We start from the raw sequence: 20043 nt of genomic DNA, 5'->3' as shown, positions 1-20043 counted from the left end.
GCTCCGGTGTTCCTCTCAGTGCTGGCGTTGCGTGGGGGTCGAACTTGCGTACATTGCGAGCTTACTTCATGTGGGCGCGTTTTCCCTGACCCAAGGCATACACCTCGGGAGAGCGCTTGCGCGAGGCTTCCGGCTTGCGGATGGAGACCTTGTCGTACCGGCGGCGCATGTCGCGCACGTAGTCGTCAAAGCCTTCACCCTGGAACAGCTTGATCAGGAACGCCCCACCGGTCTTGAGGTGGTTGTCGGCAAAATCCAGGGCCAGCTCCGCCAGGTGCATCATCCGCGGCTGGTCGACCGCACCCACACCACTCTTATTGGGGGCCATGTCCGACAGCACAAGGTCTACCGGCTGATCCCCGAGCATGGCTTCAAACTGCGATAGGACGGCTTCTTCCCTGAAGTCACCATGAAGGAACTCCACGCCGGCCAGCGGCGGCATGTCCAGGATATCCAGGGCCAGCACGCGGCCGGTGTCGCCGATCTGTCTCCGAACCTGCTGAGACCAGCCGCCTGGGGCCGCGCCGAGGTCGACCACCACCATGTGCGGCTTCAGCAACCGGTCACGTTCCAGCAGCTCTTCGAGCTTGTAGGCGGCGCGCGAACGCATGCCTTCGGCCTGAGCCTTCTTCACGAAGGGGTCGGAGAAGTGTTCCTTGAGCCAGCGCTGGCTGCTTTTGCTGCGGGTAGCCATTGAAAATAGGGGCTGATGGGGTCCTCATGATACCCTGATCGCCCCATTCAACCGTGTTTTCCTGCATGTCCATCGCCCTGACCGCTTCCCAGACCCGTTTCCTGCGCGGCCAAGCCCACGACCTGAAGGCCCTGCTGCAGACCGGCGGCAAGGGTGTGACCCCGGCCTTCATCGCTGAGCTGAACGAAGTGCTGGAGCGCCACGAGCTGGTCAAGGTGAAGGTCGCTGCCGAAGACCGCGACGCCCGTGACGTGATGATCGGCGAGATCGTCGAAGCCACCGAAAGCGCGCTGGTGCAGCGCATCGGCCACGTCGCCGTGCTGTACCGCCCGAGCAAGGAACAGCGACAGATCGTGCTGCCGCGCGGCTGATCGCCCTACCGTCATGCAGCTGAACCACGAACCGCCGGACTACGCCTACAGCCTGCGCGCCGCCGATGGCCGCTCGGCCAAGGTCAATGACCAGGTGCTGGGCAGCAGTTTCTTCCTGACCCCGGACCAGCTGGTCACGCAATGGCCGGCGGTGAGCGCCACTGCGCTGCAGCTGGCTGACCTGGAGCCGATCCTGGCGCTGAACCCGGCGCTGATCGTGCTCGGCACGGGTGACCGTCAGGTGTTCCCGCCGGCGGCGGTGATGGCCGCCTGCCTGTCACGCGGCATCGGCCTGGAAGTGATGAACAATCCAGCCGCCGCGCGTACGTTCAACATCCTGGCCGGCGAAGGCCGCAAGGTCGCGGCTGCTTTCATTCTGGAAGGCTGAGTTCTCGAGTCACCGGTGCCTCCGGCCCCTAGCGGCCTGAAGGCGCGCAGCGGAATGCCGAGAACTCCTGGAGCCGGCCGATCAGGTGGCCGCCCTGCCCCCAGCGGATATCCATGACCTTCCAGTCCCGGTCCTGCCGCTGCAGCAGGACCCGGTCGGTCCATCGATAGTCGCCCACTGCCATGTCGACGCGGATCCAGGTCGCGTCACCCCTCGATTCGGCCATTCCCACCGCGACCGTGTCCGGTCGGTCCGGCGCCAGCAGATAAAGGCTCTGGTCGAGCATGTGCGGCTTCTCGTCGTGCGCGGCCAGCGCGGTGCAGGCCCGCTCGTAAGCATGCTGCGCATCGACCGCCGAGCGCAGGGCATCGCCCAGCGACGGCGGGATGGCCGCTTCATCTGAAGCCGGCGCCTGGACTACGGCGTAAAGACGGGTGACCACGTCGCGCGGATCGCTGGCCGCGGTGACCAGCGGCGCGGCGATCAGCAAGGCGAGAACGGAAGCAGGACGCAGCATGGGGTACCGGGTCGACTGGGACCGCTCAAGAATGCCGGGTATCCGGTCCGCCGTGAAGGTGAGCCTGCGGCACACAGGATCGCAAACGACCGCTCCGCAGTCGCTGAGTCGAGCACGGCTCTACAGGTCAGGAACGCCAGGCATGGCCCGGCACTCCCTGTTCCAACCGCGTCAACGTGCCGGCAGGTACTGCTGCGGATCGACCGGCTTGCCGTTGTAGCGAATCTCGAAGTGGACCATGTCGCGGTTCGCACCGGTGCGGCCCATTTCGGCGATCTGCTCGCCAGCCTTCACGCTCTGCCCTTCATTGACCAGGCGCTTGCGGTTGTGACCATAGGCGGACAGCCACTGGTCGCTGTGCTTGATGATGATCAGTTCGCCGTAGCCGACCAGGCCGGCACCGGAGTACACCACCACACCGTTGGCGGTTGCCTTGACCGGCTGGCCGCTGGTGCCGGCGATGTCGACGCCCTGCTTGGTCGCGTCACCGGCCACGTAGCGGCCGACGATCGCGCCATCGGCTGGCCAGCGCCAGGCGATGTTGCTCTTCACCGGCCCGACCGGCGCCGGGGCCGGCGCGGTGCTGCCGCCACTGCTGCCAGCCGAACGCGGCGGGGTGACCACCGTGGTCGGCGCACGGCCGCTGGTGGCCCCCTGCGGATACAGGCGGATCACCTGGCCGGGGTAGATGGTCGACGGGTTGTCCAGACGATTCCAGGCAATCAGGTCGGCCGGGGTGATGTCATGGATGCGGGCCAGCGCATAGATGGTGTCGCCCTTGCGCACCACCACGGTCTGCCCGGGCTTGGGTACCGAGGTCTTCGGCGTGGTCACGCCGCCAGCGTTGCCGCCGCCCGGGCGGACCACGGTGGCGGTACCGCAGGCGGCCAGTGTGGAAACCAGCAACGCCAGCGCGCCGATGCGCACTCCCTTGCTCAGACGATCAGGATTCATGCGAACTTCGACCTCCATACAAGCCAGGCGATCAGCACCACCACCAGCACGGTGGCGATCCAGCCCAGCGGTTCAATCCAGCGACGCAGTGCGGCTTCGGCACGCGCACCACCGATACGGATGACCGCGGCCAGCACGAACACGCGCTTGCCGCGACCGATCAGCATGCTCAGCAGGTACTGCGGCATGGGTACGCCGACGATACCCGATGCCCACGTGAAGACCTTCATCGGGATGGGCATGAATCCGCCCAGCACCAGGAAGGTGAACACCGCCCAGGGCGACTCGGCCATCTTCGCCTGCACGGTGGTGATGCCCTGCTCGATCGCCGGCAGCATGCCCAGCGCTTCGAACAGCGGCTTGATTGCCTCGAAGGCGTAGTGACCCAGTGCATAGCCAACCAGCGCGCCGAGCATCGAGCCGGCCAGGCTGAGGGTGGCGAACCACCAGCCGCGCTTGGGCTGGGCCACGCACATCGGCGCCAGCATCACCTCCGGCATCACCGGGAAAATGATCGCTTCGAAGAAACTCAACACCGTCAGGTAGGTCGGCGCGCGTTCGTGCGCCGCCCACTTCATCGCCCGCTCGTACAGCGGCCCGAAAATCTTCATGCAACCCTGCTCCGTGGATTAGTCGAGCATGCCAGACAGCAGCGGCACGAAGGTGACCGGCGCCAGCACGTGTTGTTCGATGCTGCCGTCGGCCTTGCGGTCCAGCTGCACCAGCGACTGCGCCCCGGGACCACCGACCGGCGCCACCAGCCGGCCGCCCTCGGCCAGCTGCTCGATCAGCGCGTCGACCAGTGCCGGCGCCGCCGCAGTGACCACGATGGCATCGAAGGGACCGTGCTCGGCCCAGCCGACGCGACCGTCGTCATGCTTGGTGCGGATGTTCATGCCCAGCGCACGGAAGCGCTTGCGCGCCTGGCGCAGCAGGTCGCCGATGCGCTCCACGGTGTAGACCTCCAGGCCCAGCGCACCGAGGATGGCGGCCTGGTACCCGGAACCGGTGCCCACTTCCAGCACGCGCTTGGGAGCGACCTGGAGGACCGCTTCGGTCATCCGCGCTACCACCCAGGGTTGAGAGATGGTCTGGCCGTGGCCGATGGGCAGCGCGGTATCCTCGTAGGCACGCGAGGCCAGCGCTTCGTCGATGAACAGATGGCGCGGCACCACCCGGATCGCGTTCAAGGTCGGCTCGTCGACGATGCCGGCTTCGCGCAGGCGGTCGACCAGACGGTCACGCACGCGCTGCGAGGTCATGCCGATACCCACAGCTTCCGGTTGCAGGCGCAGGCGTGGGCTCATGCCGGCTGGTCCAGGGCTGCGCTGAGGCCGCCGACCCAGCTGGCCACCTTCTCCAGCGCCTGGTAGCGGGTGAGGTCGACCTGGATCGGCGTGATCGAGATGTGGCCGGTGCGCACGGCGTGGAAATCGGTACCCGGGCCGGAGTCCTGCTCGCGGCCGGCCGGGCCGATCCAGTACACCTCGTTGCCGCGTGGATCCTTCTGCGCGATGCAGCCTTCGGCACGATGGCGGTTGCCGAGGCGCGTGACCTCGAAGCCCTTGACCTCGCTCCACGGCAGGTCCGGCACGTTGACGTTGAGGATGGTGTCGGCCGGCAGCGGGTCGGCCTTGAGCCGTGCAACGATCTCGACCGCGGCGCGCGCAGCGGTTTCGTAGTGCTTCGGATCGTGGTTGCGGCTGACCAGCGACACCGCCACGGCGGGCAGGCCCAGGAAGCGACCTTCCATCGCCGCCGAAACAGTGCCGGAATAGATCACGTCATCACCGAGGTTGGCGACGTTGTTGATGCCGGACACGACAATGTCGGGCTCGAATTCAAGCAGGCCGGTCAGCGCCAGGTGCACGCAGTCGGTCGGGGTGCCGGCCACCGAGACGGTGTAATGGTCGATGCGCTTGAGCCGTATCGGCAGATCCAGCGTCAGCGAGTTGCTGGCGCCGGAGCGATCGCGGTCGGGTGCGACCACCGTAACCTCGTGCCCAGCCTCGCGCAGGACCGAGGCAAGCATCCGGATGCCTGCAGCGTCGACACCATCGTCATTGCTGACCAGGATTCGCATCTTCGATTTAACCGCTTGATTTTCCAAGAATTCGATTCCGTCACCGTGCAGTGTAAGCGGGACCGCCGCGCTCCCCTGCGGAAGCCGTCGACCCTGCAAGCGCATCGTCTATTGTGCCGCATGCGAGCCGCCGGTCCTACCCTGCCGGCGGTCACGGCCGACATCGAACCGTCATAGGCAGACCTGCGCCGGCGGTTTACCCTGTGCGCATGTCGCACCCTGAAGACGAAGATCCCGCCGCGCTGTTCCGTGCGGCCATCGGCGAAGTGACGCCGCTGCGCAAGGATGCCGAGCCGGCACCTGCCGCGCCGCGACCGAAGCCGCGTGCGCGGATGGCCGAACGTGACGAGGCCGACGCCGCCGGCGAGTTCGCCCGGCTGCTGCGCGACAGCACCCCGCTGGAAGCCGGCGATGTGGCCAGCTATCGACGCGACAACCTGCCACCACGCCTGTTCCAGCGCCTCAAGCGTGGCCAGTACTCGGTGCAGGACGAGCTGGACCTGCACGGCGCCACCGCCGCGCAGGCGGAGACGCTGCTGCGCCAGTTCCTGCTGGAAGCGCATGCACACGAGTATGGCTGCGTGCGCATCATCCACGGCAAGGGCCTGCAAGCCGATGGCGGTGCGCCGGTGCTGAAGAACCTGGTTGACCGCCTGCTGCGGCTGCGCAACGACGTGCTGGCGTTCCATTCAGCGCCGGCCGGGCAAGGCGGGACCGGCGCGGTACTGGTGCTGCTGGCGCGGCGCTGAAAAAAGGGGACGCCATGAGTCCAGGTAGAGTCGACTGTCAGTCGACTGCTCTTCCAGCGGCAAGCGAATACCCCGCGCTGCGCGCGCAAGTCGACTGACAGTGGACTCTACCGCGCGCCCTGCTCAGGCCTGCGAGGCGTCTTCGACCGGGCCCAGCTCGTGCAGTACAGCGGTGGCGTAGCAGCCCGGCGGCAGCGCGAACGAGAGTTCCAGCACGTCATCGGCCAGCCACTGATGCTGCAGCAGCGCCGGGCGCAGGCGCAACGCGCGGCGCTCCTGTTTCAACCGTGCGTCTTCCAGGCCAGCGCGCAGCGCCTTCGATTCCTCGTCGTCCAGCGCGGCCAGCTCCAGCTCACGTGCAGCGTCGGCGCTGCGCAGTTCGCCTTCGCCCCACAACGGTGCGCTGGGATGGATGTCGAACCGCGCGAGGCGCTCGGCCAGCACGTCGGTGTACGGCTCGGGGCCGAACACGCTGCGACTGCCGTCCAGCATCCACACTTCGCCCTCCAGTGGCTGATCCCAGCTGCCCTGCTCCACGCGCGCGGCCAGCACGCGGTTGAACAGCGCCGAACGGGCGGCAGACAACAGCAGCGAACGCTGGTCCTTGCGCATGCGGCGGCCCCCGAACATCGCCAATGCGGCCGGCACGTTGCCGCCGTCGCGGCCGAAGCGCTGCTCACCGAACCAGTTCGGCAGGCCCCGGCTGGCAATCTGCTGCAAACGCTCACTGATCGCTGCAGCATCGCCCCGCACCTCGCGCAGCACCAGCTTGAAGCGGTTGCCGGCCAAGGCGCCGCGCTGCAGCTTGCGGTTGTGCCAGGTGGCTTCGAGCACTTCGATCTCATCACTGGCCAGCTCGGCCAGATCCGGAGCAATGCGCTTGGGCAGGTGCACGCTGAAGCGCTGGGTGGTGACCGCATGGCGGTCCTTCATGCCGGCGTAGCTCACCGCCATTTCCGGCAGGCCGGCCCACTTGGCCAGCAGCTTGGCCACATGCACGGTGTTGGCACCGCGCTTGCGGATGTGCAGCAGCAGGTGCTCGCCCTCGCCAGTGGCCTCGAACGCCGGCAACTCGTCGACCTGGAAATCCTCCGGCGTGGTGCGGATGCGCGCCGACAGCAACGGCGCACCAAACGCAAGCGGCAGCGGGATCATGCCGCCACCAGCAGCACCACCGCCTGTGCGGCGATGCCTTCTCCACGGCCGGTAAAGCCCAGCTTCTCCGAGGTGGTGGCCTTGACGCTGACCGCATCCAGCGGCAGCTGCAGCAACGCACCGATGCGCTCACGCATGGCCAGCGCATGCGGACCGACCTTCGGACGCTCGCAGATCACGGTGATGTCGGTGTTGCCGACGCGCCAGCCACGCTCGCGCAGCAGGCTGTCGCAATGGCGGACGAAATCGCTGCTGTCAGCGCCCTTCCAGCGGTCATCACTCGGCGGGAAGTGCTGGCCGATGTCACCCAGCGCCAGCGCACCGAGCATCGCGTCGCACAGGGCATGCAGGATCACGTCGCCGTCGCTGTGCGCGAGCACGCCACAGCTGTGCGGCACGTTCACCCCACCGAGCATGATGTGATCGCCCTCACCGAAGGCATGGACGTCGTAGCCCTGGCCGATGCGGACGGGCGGGAACGGTGCGGTGCTCATGGATGCAACCCTTGCAGCAGGGCCGCGCGGGCAATCAGCCGGCGCGGCGGGAAAGTACGAATTCGAACCGGTCGAGATCGGCCGGAGTGGTTACCTTGAAGTTGTCCTCGCTGCCTTCCACCAGCAGCGGGCGCTGGCCCTGGCGCTCCATGGCCATGGCCTCGTCGGTGACTTCGACACCGGCGGCAGCGGCTTCGGACAGCGCGCGGCTGAGCTGGTGGCGGCGGAACAGCTGCGGCGTCAATGCACGCCACAGGCGCTCGCGCGGCTCGGTGCCATCGATGCCACCGTCATCGCCCGCGCGCTTGAGGGTGTCGCGCACCGGTGCGGCCAGGATCGCCCCGACCGGGTCGGCACGACCGACTTCAAGCAGGCGGCCAAGGTCGGCCAGCGACAGGTTGGGCCGGGCCGCATCATGGACCAGCACGAACTCATCGGCACGCACCGAGTCCGGCAGGGCCTGCAGCCCGGCCAGCACCGAGGCGGCACGGGTCGCGCCGCCGATGCAGGTCAGCACCGGCTTGCCGGCCCATTCACTCCAGCCAGGCCAGTCACCGTCGTCCTGTCCGATCACCACCATTGCGCCGGCCACGGCCGGGTGCGCCAGCAGCGCGTCCAGGGTATGGGCGAGCAGGATCTGCCCGCCGGCCTGCAGGTACTGTTTGGGCAGCGGTGCGCCGAAGCGGGCGCCACGGCCGGCGGCCGGAACCACCACCCAGATCGCCCCACTCATGGCACGTCCGCCGGATGATCGCCGACCTGGGCGCTGACACCTGGCGCAGGTTGCGCCGGTTGGACCGGCGCATCCTCGACCACACGGTAGAACTTCTCGCCAGGCTTGATCATGCCCAGCTCGCTGCGCGCGCGCTCCTCGATGGCGGACTGGCCTTCCTTGAGGTCCTTCACTTCGGCGGCCAGCGCGTCGTTGCGCTGCTGCAGGCCCTCGTTGTCCCGCTCCTGGTTGGCGACCTGGGCTTCGAGCATCATCACTTCACCCGAATTGCCCGGACCGAACCAGAAGCGGTACTGCAGCCAGCCCAGCAACAGGGCCAGCACCAGCAGCATCCAGCGCCAGTCGCGCATCGGCTCAGCGCTTCAGCGAAACGAACGCGTCACGACCGGCGTAACGCGCGCCGGCGCCGAGGGCTTCCTCGATGCGCAGCAGCTGGTTGTACTTGGCCACGCGATCGCTGCGGCACAGCGAGCCGGTCTTGATCTGGGTGGCGGTGGTAGCCACGGCGATGTCAGCGATGGTGGTGTCTTCGGTTTCACCCGAGCGGTGGGAGACCACGGCGGCGTAGCCGGCACGATCAGCCATGGCGATCGCTTCCAGGGTTTCGCTGAGCGTGCCGATCTGGTTGACCTTGATCAGGATCGCGTTGGCGGTGCCCGAGTCGATGCCTTCCTGGAAGATCTTCGGGTTGGTCACGAACAGGTCGTCGCCGACCAGCTGCACCTTCTTGCCCATGCGGTCGGTCAGCAGCTTCCAGCCAGCCCAATCGTTCTCGGCCAGGCCATCCTCAATCGTGATGATCGGGTACTGCGCGGCCCAGTCAGCGAGGAAGTCGACGAACTGCTCGGAAGTCAGGCGCTTGTTCTCGCCGACCAGGTTGTACTTGCCGTTCTCGAAGAATTCGCTTGACGCCACGTCCAGGCCCAGCAGCACGTCTTCACCGGCGGTGTAGCCGGCCTTGCCGATCGCTTCGAGGATGGTGTCCAGCGCTTCGACGTTGCTGCGGAAGTCCGGCGCGAAACCGCCTTCGTCGCCCACCGCCGTGCTCAGGCCGTGGCCCTTCAGCACCGACTTCAGCGAATGGAAGATTTCGGTGCCGGCGCGCAGCGCTTCGGAGAACGAGGTGAAGCCGACCGGCAGCACCATGAACTCCTGGAAGTCCACGTTGTTGTCGGCATGCGCACCGCCGTTGATGATGTTCATCATCGGCACCGGCAGCGACGGGGTAACGCCGGTCTTGGCGGCCAGGTACTGCCACAGTGCCTGCTTGTTCGATGCAGCGGCGGCGTGCGCGGCGGCCATCGAAACACCCAGCAGCGCGTTGGCGCCCAGGCGGCCCTTGTTCTCGGTGCCATCAAGATCGATCAGGCGACGGTCGAGGCCGGCCTGGTCGGTGGCTTCAAAACCCTTCAGCGCGTTGGCGATGGTGGTGTTGACGTTGTCGACGGCCTTGCGCACGCCCTTGCCCAGGTAACGGGTCTTGTCGCCATCACGCAGCTCGACCGCTTCCTTGGTGCCGGTCGAGGCGCCGGAGGGAACCGCGGCACGACCGAACGAACCGTCCTCCAGGATGACTTCGGCTTCCAGCGTGGGGTTGCCACGGCTGTCGAGGATTTCACGGGCGTGGATGCTGCGGATCGTACTCATGGTCGGGCCGGTTACCTGTATGGAGAGGGGGCGACAAAACGAATGCCGCGTGATTATCCCCGGCTGCCCGCCACTTGCCAAATGGCGTGGGCGCCGTCAGGCCAGAGTGGCCCCGATCACCATCAGGATCAACGACACCATCACCACCAGCAGGCCACCAGCAATGGCCGCCACTACGCCGCCGCGGCGGCAACGCCAGGCCATCACCATCGCCACCAGGCTGCCAACGAAGGACAGCACGAGCATGGCCAGTGCAGCCCAGATCCAGTACTGCATGGCCTGCATGCCATGGCTGCCATCCCCGGGCGAACCGAAACTGGCGGCGAAGGCGAATACAGCTGCCACCAGGCCGGCCCAGGCAAGAACAGCCAGCGCCAGCGCGATCAGGCCCCAGGGCCGATCACGGGTTGCCAGGGTCGCATTCATCAGAACAGTCCGTAGAACAGGGCGCCAAGCCACAGCGACAGCAGGATGATCGCCAACCCGGCGGCCACCTTGCCACGGTTCAGGCGCCAGGCCAGTACGGCGGCAGCGACGCATCCCACGGCGCCGACCAGCTCTGCAACCAGCAGCGCAATGAAGTACACGCGCAGATTGAGCGCGCTGCCGCCATCACCTGGTGGGCGCACTGACGCGGCGCCGATCAGCGCCAGACCGAACATGCCCACGGTGAACAGCACGGCCAGGCCCAGTGCGATCAGGCCCCAGGGCCACTGTTTCCAGTGCCGGCGGCGGCGCTGGTTTTCCAGCGCCAGCCACGGGTCACGACTCACGCGAAGCGCGAGAAGCCGTGCTTCTTGGTCACCGCGTCCAGTTCCATCAGGGTCTCGAGCAGGGCTTCCATCTGGTCCAGCGGCCATGCATTGGGGCCATCGGACAGCGCCTTGGACGGGTCCGGATGGGTCTCGGCGAACAGGCCGGAGATGCCTACCGCCACGGCGGCACGGGCCAGCACCGGCACGTGCTCACGCTGGCCACCGGAACTGGTGCCCTGCCCGCCCGGCAGCTGCACCGAATGGGTAGCGTCGAACACCACCGGGCAACCGGTCTCGCGCATCACCGCCAGCGAACGCATGTCGCTGACCAGATTGTTGTAGCCGAAGCTGGCACCACGCTCGCAGACCATGATCTGCTCGTTGCCGGTGGCCTTGGCCTTCTCCACGACCGGCTTCATGTCCCAAGGCGCCAGGAACTGGCCCTTCTTGATGTTGACCGGCTTGCCGGCCGAGCACACCTTGCGGATGAAGTCGGTCTGGCGGACCAGGAACGCCGGGGTCTGCAGCACATCCACCACCGAGGCCACCTCATCCATCGGGGTGTACTCGTGGACGTCGGTCAGCACCGGCACGCCGATCTGCTTCTTCACTTCGGCCAGCACCTTCAGACCCTCTTCCATGCCCGGGCCGCGGAATGCGGTACCCGAAGTGCGGTTGGCCTTGTCGAAGCTGGACTTGAAGATGAAGTTGACGCCGAGCTTGTCGGTGATCTCCTTCAGCTTGCCGGCGGTATCGAGCTGCAGCTGCATCGACTCGATCACGCAGGGGCCGGCGATCAGGAACAGGGGCTGGTCCAGCCCGACCTCGAATCCACACAGTTTCATGGCGTTTCCTTGTTGTCCGCAGCACCGGCCGGGCCGGTGCGCTGGGGGTTGAAGCATGCAGGATGGGGGCCCACGCCCCCATTCACAAGTCAGGCGCGCGCTTCGGAAAGCAGCTTGCCGCCGGCCTTGCGCTCGCGCGCGGCACGGATGAAACCGATGAACAGCGGGTGGCCGTCGCGCGGCGTGGACAGGAATTCCGGGTGCGCCTGGCAGGCCAGGAACCACGGGTGGGCATCGCGCGGCAGTTCGACCACTTCCACCAGGGTGTCGTCCATCGACTTGCCCGCGATCACCAGGCCCGCATCTTCCAGCTGGGTGCGGTAGCGGTTGTTGAACTCGTAGCGGTGGCGGTGGCGCTCGGCGACCACGTCCTTGCCGTACAGCTCGCGGGCCAGTGTGCCCGGCTTCAGGCGTTGTTCCTGCAGGCCCAGGCGCATGGTGCCGCCGAGGTCGCTCTTGTCGTCACGCTTCTCGACATCGCCGCTGGCGGTGCGCCATTCGGTGATCAGGCCGATCACCGGGTTCGGCGACTGGCGATCGTTCTCGGTGCTGTTGGCACCTTCCAGGCCGACCACGTTGCGCGCGTAATCGACCACCGCCGCCTGCATGCCGTAGCAGATGCCGAAGTACGGCACCTGCTGCTCGCGGGCGAACTTCGAGGTCAGCACCTTGCCTTCAAAGCCGCGGTCACCGAAGCCACCCGGTACCAGGATGCCGTCGACATCGGCCAGTGCAGCCATGTCGGTGCCTTCCAGGTCCTGTGCTTCCAGCCACTTCAGGTTGACCTTGGTGCGCTGGCGCAGGCCACCGTGCTTCAGTGCCTCGCCGACCGACTTGTAGGCATCCTGGTGATCGACGTACTTGCCGACCACGGCGATGGTCACTTCGTCCAGCGGGTGCAGGGTCGCATCGACCGCGTCTTCCCACATCGACAGGTCGACCGGACCGGCCTTGTCGGCCAGCTTCAGCTGGTTCACCACGATTTCGTCCAGGCCCTGTGCATGCAGGCCGGACGGGATGCGGTACAGCACGTCCACGTCCGGCACGCTGATCACTGCACGCTCGGAGACGTTGGTGAACTGGGCGATCTTGCGACGCTCCGAATCCGGCACCGCCTGTTCTGAACGGCACAACAGCACGTCCGGCTGGATGCCGATCGAGCGCAGTTCCTTCACCGAGTGCTGGGTCGGCTTGGTCTTCAGCTCACCGGCGGCACCGATGTACGGCACCAGGGTGAGGTGCATGAACAGCGCCTTCTCCGGGCCACGTTCGGTGCGCACCTGGCGGATCGCCTCCAGGAACGGCAGCGACTCGATGTCGCCCACGGTGCCGCCGATCTCGACCAGTGCCACGTCGTAGCCTTCGGTGGCTTCGTCGATGCAGCGACGGATCTCGTCGGTGATGTGCGGAATGACCTGCACGGTCGCGCCCAGGTAGTCGCCGCGGCGCTCCTTGCGGATCACGTTCTCGTAGATGCGCCCGGTGGTGACCGAGTTCTTGCGGCTCAGGCGGGTGCGCACGAAGCGCTCGTAGTGGCCCAGGTCGAGGTCGGTCTCCGCGCCGTCGTCGGTGACGTAGACCTCACCGTGCTGGAACGGGCTCATGGTGCCCGGGTCGACGTTGATGTACGGGTCGAGCTTCATCATCGTGACCTTCAGGCCACGGGCTTCAAGAATGGCGGCCAGCGACGCGGCGGCAATGCCTTTGCCGAGCGAGGACACCACGCCGCCGGTTACGAAAATCAAGGGAGTCATGGCTGCAAGCATCCTGTCTGGAAATGGAAAACGGCAGCACCACGCGCACCCGGAGGGCGGGCATGGTGCTCAGAGGGGGTTTTCCGGTTCGCTGAGGCAGCGAGGGAGGTGCGGATCCGTGCGGCGGCAGGCGCCGGACCGGAACCATCGTGCGAGGTCGGGGCGGCCGTGCCGGCCAAATCGACCGTCACCTGCGACCCGCCATGCTGGAAGCCACGCTTGGCCGCTCCAGCCCATTCGCAAATGGTGGACACGCACTTACTCCCGGAAAGCCATAGTTTACAGATTGATGGCCGCCAACCCAAGGGGCAGACGCCACGTTCCCAAAAAGAAACGCCCCGCTGAGCGGGGCGTTCCGGAGCGCAACCCTTGTCGCAAGGGCGCCTGGCAGGCTGCAGGATCAGCGCTTCTTGCGCGCTTCCTCTTCCTCTTCCTGCTGCGGGGCCGGCTGGCCCTGCGCCTTCATCTGGGCATTGGCCTGGGCCCGGCGCTTGGCCTTTGCATCGGCCTCGGCCTGGGCCTTGTCGGCCTGATCACCCTGTTGCGGGGCCGACTGGCCGGCGTTCTGCGCCACCACCAGCGGCACTGCAACGGCGGCAGCGGCCAGGATCGCAATGGTCAGCAACTTCTTCATGGAGTCCTCCTCGCGGTATGGCTTGGACGTTCTGATCCAACGGAGCGCCGGCGTTCAGATTCCAGCGGCTGCCATTTTACCCCCTCTGCGTCGCCGAGACTGAACCGCAGGCGTGCAAAATCCCGTGCCAGACCCCACACTTGCCCGTCGCTCCAAGCTTTCGAAGACAGATGAACGCCCGTTATAACGCCGCCGATATTGAAGTCCTGTCCGGCCTTGACCCGGTCAAGCGCCGTCCCGGCATGTATACCGACACCGCGCGCCCGAACCACCTGGCGCAGGAAGTGATCGACAACTCGGTGGACGAGGCCCTCGCCGGCCACGCCCGCTCGATCGAGATCACCCTGTACAAGGACGGCAGCGTGGAGGTCAGCGATGACGGCCGCGGCATGCCGGTGGACATCCATCCCGAAGAAAAGATCCCGGGCGTCGAGCTGATCCTCACCCGCCTGCATGCCGGCGGCAAGTTCAGCAACAACAACTACACCTTCTCCGGTGGTCTGCACGGCGTCGGCGTCAGCGTGGTCAACGCGCTGTCGACCCTGGTGGAAGTGCACATCAAGCGCGACGGTGCCGAACACCGCATCACCTTCCGCAATGGCGACCGCGCCACACCGCTGGAAGTAGTTGGCAGCGTCGGCAAGAAGAACACCGGTACCCGCGTGCGCTTCTGGCCGGACCCGAAGTACTTCGATACGCCGAAGTTCGCGGTGCGCGCGCTCAAGCACCTGCTGCGCGCCAAGGCCGTGCTGTGCCCGGGCCTGACCGTGAAGCTGACCGATGAAGCCACCGGTGAAGTCGATACCTGGTACTACGAAGACGGCCTGCGCGATTACCTGAAGCTGGAGCTGGGTGATCGCGAGATGCTGCCGGCCGAGCTGTTCGTCGGCAGCCTGAAGAAGGACACCGAGGTCGTGGACTGGGCAGTGGCCTGGCTGCCGGAAGGCGAGCTGGTGCAGGAAAGCTACGTCAACCTGATCCCCACCGCCCAGCACGGCACCCATGTCAACGGCCTGCGTACCGGCCTGACCGAGGCGCTGCGCGAGTTCTGCGACTTCCGCAACCTGCTGCCGCGTGGCGTCAAGCTGGCCCCGGAAGACGTGTGGGACCGCGTGTCGTTCGTGCTGTCGCTGAAGATGACCGACCCGCAGTTCAGCGGCCAGACCAAGGAACGCCTGTCCTCACGCCAGGCGGCTGGCTTCATCGAAGGTGCCGCCCATGATGCCTTCAGCCTGCTGCTCAACCAGAACGTGGAGCTGGGCGAGAAGATCGCGCAGATCGCCATCGAGCGCGCCAGCGCCCGCCTGAAGACCGAAAAGCTGGTCGTCCGCAAGAAGGTCACCCAGGGCCCGGCCCTGCCCGGCAAGCTGGCCGACTGCATCAGCCAGGACCTGTCGCGCACCGAGCTGTTCCTGGTGGAAGGTGATTCGGCAGGCGGCAGCGCCAAGCAGGCCCGCGACAAGGATTTCCAGGCCATCATGCCGTTGCGCGGCAAGATCCTGAACACCTGGGAGGTTTCCTCCAACAGCGTGCTGGCCTCGGAAGAAGTGCACAACCTGGCGATCGCGATCGGCTGCGACCCGGGCAAGGACGACATCAGCGGCCTGCGCTACGGCAAGGTCATCATCCTGGCCGACGCGGACTCCGACGGCCTGCACATCGCAACACTGCTGACCGCGCTGTTCCTCAGGCACTTCCCTGCGCTGGTCGATGCCGGCCACGTGTTCGTGGCCATGCCGCCACTGTTCCGCATCGACGTGGGCAAGCAGGTGTTCTATGCCTTGGACGAGGAAGAAAAGCGCTCGATGCTGGACAAGATCGAACGCGAGAAGATCAAGGGCGCCATCAACGTGACCCGCTTCAAGGGCCTGGGCGAGATGAACCCGCCTCAGCTGCGTGAATCGACCATCCACCCCGATACGCGCCGGCTGGTGCAGCTGACCGTGGACGATCGCGAGCAGACAAGTTCGCTGATGGACATGCTGCTGGCCAAGAAGCGCGCCTCCGACCGCAAGGGCTGGCTGGAGTCGAAGGGCGACCTGGCTTCGCTGGAAGTCTGACTCCCGCAGCCCTCCTGTAGAGCCGAGCCCACGCTCGGCTGCATTCCGCGCCGTGCCGGGCAGCCGAGCATCGGCTCGGCTCTACAGAGATCCCACCCCCATCGGCAAACCCGGCGGCGCCATAATGCGCGTCCATCCGTGTGGACCAACGTATTGGCCAGCCACTCCCTGCTGTTTCCCGGCCTGCCGCTGCACAGCGCGCGCCTCGTCCTGAGCCCGATCCGCCGCGACGATGCGGCCGCCCTGTTCGCAATCCAGTCCGATCCGGACGTGATGCGGTTCTGGAACCATCCTGCATGGACACGACCGTCCGAGGCACGCGCGCAGATCGACGATGACCTGGCGGCACAGGCCACCGGCACCCAGCTCAAGCTGGCCGTGCGCGAAACGCTGGACGGCCCGTTGCTGGGCATCTGCGTGGTGTTTGCGTTGGACCGCGATGCGGCACGCGCCGAGATCGGCTACCTGCTGGCACCGGATCGCCAGGGCCAGGGCTACATGCACGAGGCCCTGCAGCAGGTACTGGCCTACCTGTTCGGCACCCTCCACCTGCATCGCGTGGAAGCCGAGATCGACCCGCGCAACGCACCCTCCGCGCACGTGCTCGAACGCCTGGGCTTCCGCCGCGAGGGAGTGCTGCGCCAGCGCTGGCGGATCCAGGGGGAACTGGCCGACTCGGCCGTCTATGGCCTGCTGGCCGATGACGAAGCGGCCGCCACCCTGCCCGCTTGACCCAATCTGGCCAGTAGCGGGCTCAACGCACGGCCATGTCTTTGGACACATACGACATGGGCCGCCACCGGCCTAGCATCGGAATCCCCTTCCGCTGCCCACCCGGTGCCATGAAGTCCCTGCTGCACACTGCCGCGCTCTGCGTCGGCCTGCTCATCGCCCCAGCCAGCGTGCTGGCCGCGCCTGATGCCGACGCCAAGCCCGATCCGAAAGACGACAAGACCGAGGCGCCTGCGTTGCCCGCAGACGCCTCAGCCCGCCAGAGCATGCGCCTGGCCGGCCGCACCCTGGACTACACCGCCACCGTCGGCACCCTGCCGGTACGCGATGCCAAGGGCAAGGTGATCGCCGATGTGGTGTTCACCGCCTATACGATGCCGGGCAAGGACCGGCCGGTGACCTTCGCGCTCAATGGCGGTCCCGGCGCGTCGTCGGTGTACCTCAACATGGGCGCGATCGGACCCAAGGTGGTGACCTTCGGCTCCGAGGGTGACAGCGCGTCGGCGCCGGCCACGCTGCACGACAACCCCGGCACCTGGCTGGACTTCACCGACCTGGTGTTCATCGATCCGGTCGGCACCGGCTTCAGCCGCGCGCGGATCGGCGACGATGAAGCGAAGAAGGCACTGTACAACCCCAGCGCCGACATCGAATACCTGTCACGCTCGATCTACGACTGGCTGCTGCGCAACCAGCGCATGGCGTCGCGCAAGTACCTGACTGGCGAGAGCTACGGCGGCTATCGCGGCCCGCGCATCACCCACTACCTGCAGACCCGGCTGGGCGTGGCGATGAACGGCCTGGTACTGGTCTCGCCGTACCTGAGCCCGACCCTGGAAGACAACGCCGATGTCTCGCCGATGGCGTGGATGCAGACCCTGCCGTCGATCGCCGCCGCGCACCTGGAGCGCCAGGGCAAACTGACCGATGCAGCGATGCGCGAAGTAGTGGAATACACCCGTGGCGACTACGCCACCGCCCTGATGAAAGGCCGTAGCGATCCGCAGGCAACCGAGGCGATGCTGCGCCGGGTGACCGAACTGACCGGCCTGGAGCCGCAGTTCGTGCGCCGTGCCGGTGGCCGCCTGGAAACGCAGGCCTACCTGCGCGAAGTATTCCGCGACAAGGGCACGCTGGGCAGCCGTTACGATTCCAATGTGACCGCGTTCGATCCGTTCCCGAACGATCCGGAGCAGCGCGCCAACGATCCGCTGCTGGACAGCATCATCGCGCCGACCACCACGGCGATGGTCGACTTCGTGACGCGCGTGGTCGGCTGGAAGGTGGATGCGCGCTACCAGGCGCTGAATTACGACGTGAACCGGCTGTGGGACCGCAACGGCGAGCTGCGCCAGGGCGCGGTGACCCAGCTGCGCCAGGCGGTGGCGATCGACCCGCACCTGCAGGTGCTGATCGTGCATGGCTGGAACGACCTGTCGTGCCCGTTCATGGGTTCGATCCTGACCGTGGACCAGATGCCGACGATGGGCAGCAATCCGGACCGGGTGCAGGTGCGCAGTTATCCGGGCGGGCACATGTTCTACAGCCGGGCCGACAGCCAGGCGGCGTTCCGCAGGGATGTGCAGGCGCTGTTCCAGCGTAATTGAGGGGTTCGGCCGGGCCTGCGGCCCGGCACCCGCCGGATCAACGGCAACGGCAAGGTCCACGGCAAGATAACTGCAAAAGCGGGCTTCCTGAGGGCTGGCGAGGTGGGGTGGATATGCAGGACACGCCGTAAACCCGTCCATGGGGGCTCGGTCGCCGCATCCATGCGGCGAACGGTCCTGCAAAGGCCCACCCGCCCCGCCTGTCAGGTTTCCTGCTGGCGCGGACGGGAAGGGCGGAATCAAGGGCAAGAGCAAAAGCAAAAAGGCAGCCGATGGCTGCCTTTTTTGTTTCCGCGAGCGTCGAGTCGGGGTCGGATCCCTTTGCGCAGCAAAGGGCTCTGACCCCAGACTTTGACCCTGCCTTTGCTCACCCCTCCGCCGCGCGGAATGTTGGGTGGCGCGGGTGGGTGAGGCTGACCGGGACTGTCACCGGCATGGGCCAGGCGCATGCGCCTGGCGGGTTGGGCAGGACGCCCAACCCCGGCCTTGCTGCGTGCGCAGGATTGCGCACGCTAGCAAGCCGCTGCCAAGCCCCCAGGGACGGGTTTACGGCGTGTCCCGGGCAGCCTCACCCACCCGGGCCCCACAGCCAACCAACAATCAGCCGGCAACGCTTTGAACCTTACAGCGCTTCGAAAATACCCGCCGCGCCCATGCCGGTGCCGATGCACATGGTCACCATGCCGTACTTCTGCTGGCGACGACGCAGGCCGTGCAGCAGGGTTGCGGTACGGATCGCGCCGGTTGCACCCAGCGGGTGGCCCAAGGCAATCGCGCCGCCCAGCGGGTTGACCTTGGCCGGGTCCAGGCCGCAATCGCGGATCACCGCCAGCGACTGCGCGGCGAACGCTTCGTTCAGTTCAATCCAGTCCAGCTGGTCCTGGGTCAGGCCCGCCTGCTTCAGTGCCTTCGGGATCGCGGCGATCGGGCCGATGCCCATCACTTCCGGGCGCACCCCGGCCACCGAGAAGCTGACGAAACGGGCCAGCGGGGTCAGGCCGTACTCCTTGATCGCCTGTTCCGAGGCCAGCAGCACGGCACCGGCGCCATCGCTCATCTGCGACGAGTTGCCAGCAGTGACGGTGCCGCCGAACTGGCCGTTGCGGAACACCGGGCGCAGCTTGGCCAGGCCTTCGGCCGAGGAGTCCGGGCGGGGGCCTTCGTCGGTGTCGGCGATCTTGTTGCGGGTGATGATGCGCTGGCCGTCGGCCAGGTCCGGCAGGTGCGAGACGATCTCGTACGGGCTGATCTCGTCCTTGAACTCGCCGTTCTGGATCGCGGCCATGGCCTTCTGGTGCGAGGCGAGGGCGAAGGCGTCCTGGTCTTCACGCGAGACCTTCCACTCTTCGGCGACCTTCTCGGCAGTGATGCCCATGCCGTAGGCGATGGCCACGTGGTCGTTGTCGAACACGCTCGGCGCCATGGCGATCTTGTTGCCCATCATCGGCACCATCGACATCGACTCGGTGCCACCGGCCAGCATCAGGTCGGCGTTGCCCAGGCGGATCGCGTCGGCGGCCTGCGCCACGGCCTGCAGGCCGGAGGAGCAGAAGCGGTTCACGGTCTGCGCGGCGATGGTGTTTGGCAGGCCAGCCAGCAGCACGCCGATGCGCGCCACGTTCATGCCCTGCTCGGCTTCGGGCATGGCGCAGCCGATGATCGCGTCATCGATGCGGTTGACGTCCACGCCCGGGGCCTGGGCGACGACGCTGCGCAGCACGTGCGCAAGCATGTCGTCGGGGCGGGTGTTGCGGAACATGCCCTTGGGCGCCTTGCCCACCGGGGTGCGGGTGGCGGCGACGATGTAGGCGTCCTGGATTTGCTTGGTCATTGCAGTGATCTCTTGAATTTTTTAGCCGGAGTGCCGCCCC

General features: G+C 66.7%; 23 protein-coding genes. 6 read left to right on the top strand and 17 right to left on the bottom strand.

Going from position 1 to position 20043, the window contains the following annotated elements; genetic code table 11:
- Positions 1–61: 61 nt before the first annotated feature.
- Complete coding sequence (gene rlmE / locus O0J15_RS15020) at positions 62–694, bottom strand: 23S rRNA (uridine(2552)-2'-O)-methyltransferase RlmE (RefSeq protein WP_005409014.1); 633 nt, start codon at positions 692–694, stop codon at positions 62–64.
- A gap of 65 nt (positions 695–759) precedes the next feature.
- On the opposite strand from rlmE, the gene yhbY reads away from it, so the two are divergent.
- Both yhbY and O0J15_RS15010 read left to right on the top strand, forming a co-directional pair.
- Positions 760–1065, top strand: coding sequence for a ribosome assembly RNA-binding protein YhbY (gene yhbY, locus O0J15_RS15015; RefSeq protein WP_004152868.1), 306 nt, complete (start codon positions 760–762; stop codon positions 1063–1065).
- Positions 1066–1078: 13 nt separating this feature from the next.
- Positions 1079–1453 carry an Mth938-like domain-containing protein gene (locus tag O0J15_RS15010; RefSeq protein ID WP_058980129.1) on the top strand — a complete coding sequence of 125 codons (375 nt, stop codon included), beginning with the start codon at positions 1079–1081 and terminating at the stop codon, positions 1451–1453.
- Between the two features lie 28 nt (positions 1454–1481).
- Here the strand turns inward: O0J15_RS15010 and O0J15_RS15005 are convergent, their stop codons facing one another.
- From O0J15_RS15005 to surE, 5 genes are all read right to left on the bottom strand, one after another.
- A complete protein-coding gene (locus tag O0J15_RS15005) occupies positions 1482–1970 on the bottom strand; it encodes a hypothetical protein (protein WP_308305873.1) in 489 nt (162 codons plus the stop codon).
- A gap of 171 nt (positions 1971–2141) precedes the next feature.
- Complete coding sequence (locus O0J15_RS15000; RefSeq protein WP_005416034.1) at positions 2142–2924, bottom strand: peptidoglycan DD-metalloendopeptidase family protein; 783 nt, start codon at positions 2922–2924, stop codon at positions 2142–2144.
- Positions 2921–3535, bottom strand: a complete 615-nt coding sequence (locus tag O0J15_RS14995; protein WP_019658876.1) for a YqaA family protein — start codon at positions 3533–3535, stop codon at positions 2921–2923. Before O0J15_RS14995 ends, O0J15_RS15000 begins: the two co-directional genes overlap by 4 nt.
- Positions 3536–3553: 18 nt before the next feature.
- Positions 3554–4231 (bottom strand): protein-L-isoaspartate(D-aspartate) O-methyltransferase, encoded by a 678-nt coding sequence (locus tag O0J15_RS14990; RefSeq protein ID WP_010485977.1) that lies wholly within the window; start codon positions 4229–4231, stop codon positions 3554–3556.
- Positions 4228–5007 (bottom strand): 5'/3'-nucleotidase SurE, encoded by a 780-nt coding sequence (surE, locus tag O0J15_RS14985; RefSeq protein ID WP_019658877.1) that lies wholly within the window; start codon positions 5005–5007, stop codon positions 4228–4230. Before surE ends, O0J15_RS14990 begins: the two co-directional genes overlap by 4 nt.
- 209 nt (positions 5008–5216) lie before the next feature.
- Between surE and O0J15_RS14980 the strand changes: the two genes are divergently transcribed.
- On the top strand, positions 5217–5756 hold the full coding sequence (locus O0J15_RS14980) for a Smr/MutS family protein (RefSeq protein ID WP_019658878.1): 540 nt from the start codon (positions 5217–5219) through the stop codon (positions 5754–5756).
- A 123-nt stretch (positions 5757–5879) separates the two neighbouring features.
- Here the strand turns inward: O0J15_RS14980 and truD are convergent, their stop codons facing one another.
- The 10 genes from truD to O0J15_RS14930 all read right to left on the bottom strand — a co-directional run bounded on the left by truD (position 5880) and on the right by O0J15_RS14930 (position 13773).
- Positions 5880–6911 carry a tRNA pseudouridine(13) synthase TruD gene (gene truD / locus O0J15_RS14975; RefSeq protein WP_164145311.1) on the bottom strand — a complete coding sequence of 344 codons (1032 nt, stop codon included), beginning with the start codon at positions 6909–6911 and terminating at the stop codon, positions 5880–5882.
- Positions 6908–7405, bottom strand: a complete 498-nt coding sequence (ispF, locus tag O0J15_RS14970) for a 2-C-methyl-D-erythritol 2,4-cyclodiphosphate synthase (protein ID WP_021204089.1) — start codon at positions 7403–7405, stop codon at positions 6908–6910. Before ispF ends, truD begins: the two co-directional genes overlap by 4 nt.
- 34 nt (positions 7406–7439) lie before the next feature.
- Entirely contained in the window at positions 7440–8138 is a 699-nt protein-coding gene (gene ispD, locus O0J15_RS14965) for a 2-C-methyl-D-erythritol 4-phosphate cytidylyltransferase (protein ID WP_019658880.1), read from the bottom strand.
- The gene (ftsB, locus tag O0J15_RS14960) at positions 8135–8488 is read right to left on the bottom strand and encodes a cell division protein FtsB (protein WP_021204090.1); all 354 of its coding nucleotides are present in this window, start codon (positions 8486–8488) and stop codon (positions 8135–8137) included. The genes ispD and ftsB overlap by 4 nt, the downstream gene beginning before the upstream one ends.
- A 4-nt stretch (positions 8489–8492) precedes the next feature.
- Positions 8493–9785 carry a phosphopyruvate hydratase gene (eno, locus tag O0J15_RS14955; RefSeq protein ID WP_308305872.1) on the bottom strand — a complete coding sequence of 431 codons (1293 nt, stop codon included), beginning with the start codon at positions 9783–9785 and terminating at the stop codon, positions 8493–8495.
- A 96-nt stretch (positions 9786–9881) separates the two neighbouring features.
- The gene (locus O0J15_RS14950; RefSeq protein WP_019658882.1) at positions 9882–10211 is read right to left on the bottom strand and encodes a hypothetical protein; all 330 of its coding nucleotides are present in this window, start codon (positions 10209–10211) and stop codon (positions 9882–9884) included.
- Positions 10211–10558, bottom strand: a complete 348-nt coding sequence (locus tag O0J15_RS14945; protein ID WP_164145309.1) for a hypothetical protein — start codon at positions 10556–10558, stop codon at positions 10211–10213. The genes O0J15_RS14950 and O0J15_RS14945 overlap by 1 nt, the downstream gene beginning before the upstream one ends.
- Complete coding sequence (gene kdsA / locus O0J15_RS14940) at positions 10555–11385, bottom strand: 3-deoxy-8-phosphooctulonate synthase (RefSeq protein ID WP_010485995.1); 831 nt, start codon at positions 11383–11385, stop codon at positions 10555–10557. Before kdsA ends, O0J15_RS14945 begins: the two co-directional genes overlap by 4 nt.
- 89 nt (positions 11386–11474) lie before the next feature.
- The gene (locus O0J15_RS14935; RefSeq protein ID WP_005416023.1) at positions 11475–13139 is read right to left on the bottom strand and encodes a CTP synthase; all 1665 of its coding nucleotides are present in this window, start codon (positions 13137–13139) and stop codon (positions 11475–11477) included.
- A 400-nt stretch (positions 13140–13539) separates the two neighbouring features.
- A complete protein-coding gene (locus tag O0J15_RS14930) occupies positions 13540–13773 on the bottom strand; it encodes a hypothetical protein (protein ID WP_019658885.1) in 234 nt (77 codons plus the stop codon).
- Positions 13774–13943: 170 nt separating this feature from the next.
- Between O0J15_RS14930 and parE the strand changes: the two genes are divergently transcribed.
- The 3 genes from parE to O0J15_RS14915 all read left to right on the top strand — a co-directional run bounded on the left by parE (position 13944) and on the right by O0J15_RS14915 (position 18172).
- Entirely contained in the window at positions 13944–15833 is a 1890-nt protein-coding gene (parE, locus tag O0J15_RS14925; protein WP_019658886.1) for a DNA topoisomerase IV subunit B, read from the top strand.
- A 153-nt stretch (positions 15834–15986) separates the two neighbouring features.
- Positions 15987–16565 carry a GNAT family N-acetyltransferase gene (locus O0J15_RS14920; protein ID WP_019658887.1) on the top strand — a complete coding sequence of 193 codons (579 nt, stop codon included), beginning with the start codon at positions 15987–15989 and terminating at the stop codon, positions 16563–16565.
- Positions 16566–16675: 110 nt separating this feature from the next.
- Positions 16676–18172 carry a S10 family peptidase gene (locus O0J15_RS14915; protein ID WP_227852143.1) on the top strand — a complete coding sequence of 499 codons (1497 nt, stop codon included), beginning with the start codon at positions 16676–16678 and terminating at the stop codon, positions 18170–18172.
- Positions 18173–18794: 622 nt separating this feature from the next.
- Here the strand turns inward: O0J15_RS14915 and O0J15_RS14910 are convergent.
- A complete protein-coding gene (locus O0J15_RS14910) occupies positions 18795–20003 on the bottom strand; it encodes an acetyl-CoA C-acyltransferase (RefSeq protein ID WP_308305871.1) in 1209 nt (402 codons plus the stop codon).
- Between the last annotated feature and the right edge of the window lie 40 nt (positions 20004–20043).

Source organism: Stenotrophomonas sp. Sm10, from assembly GCF_030985515.1.
Classification (GTDB): Bacteria; Pseudomonadota; Gammaproteobacteria; order Xanthomonadales; family Xanthomonadaceae; genus Stenotrophomonas; species Stenotrophomonas hibiscicola.
Note: the sequence above shows the minus strand (reverse complement) of the source record. Positions and strands in the feature narration are given on the sequence as shown.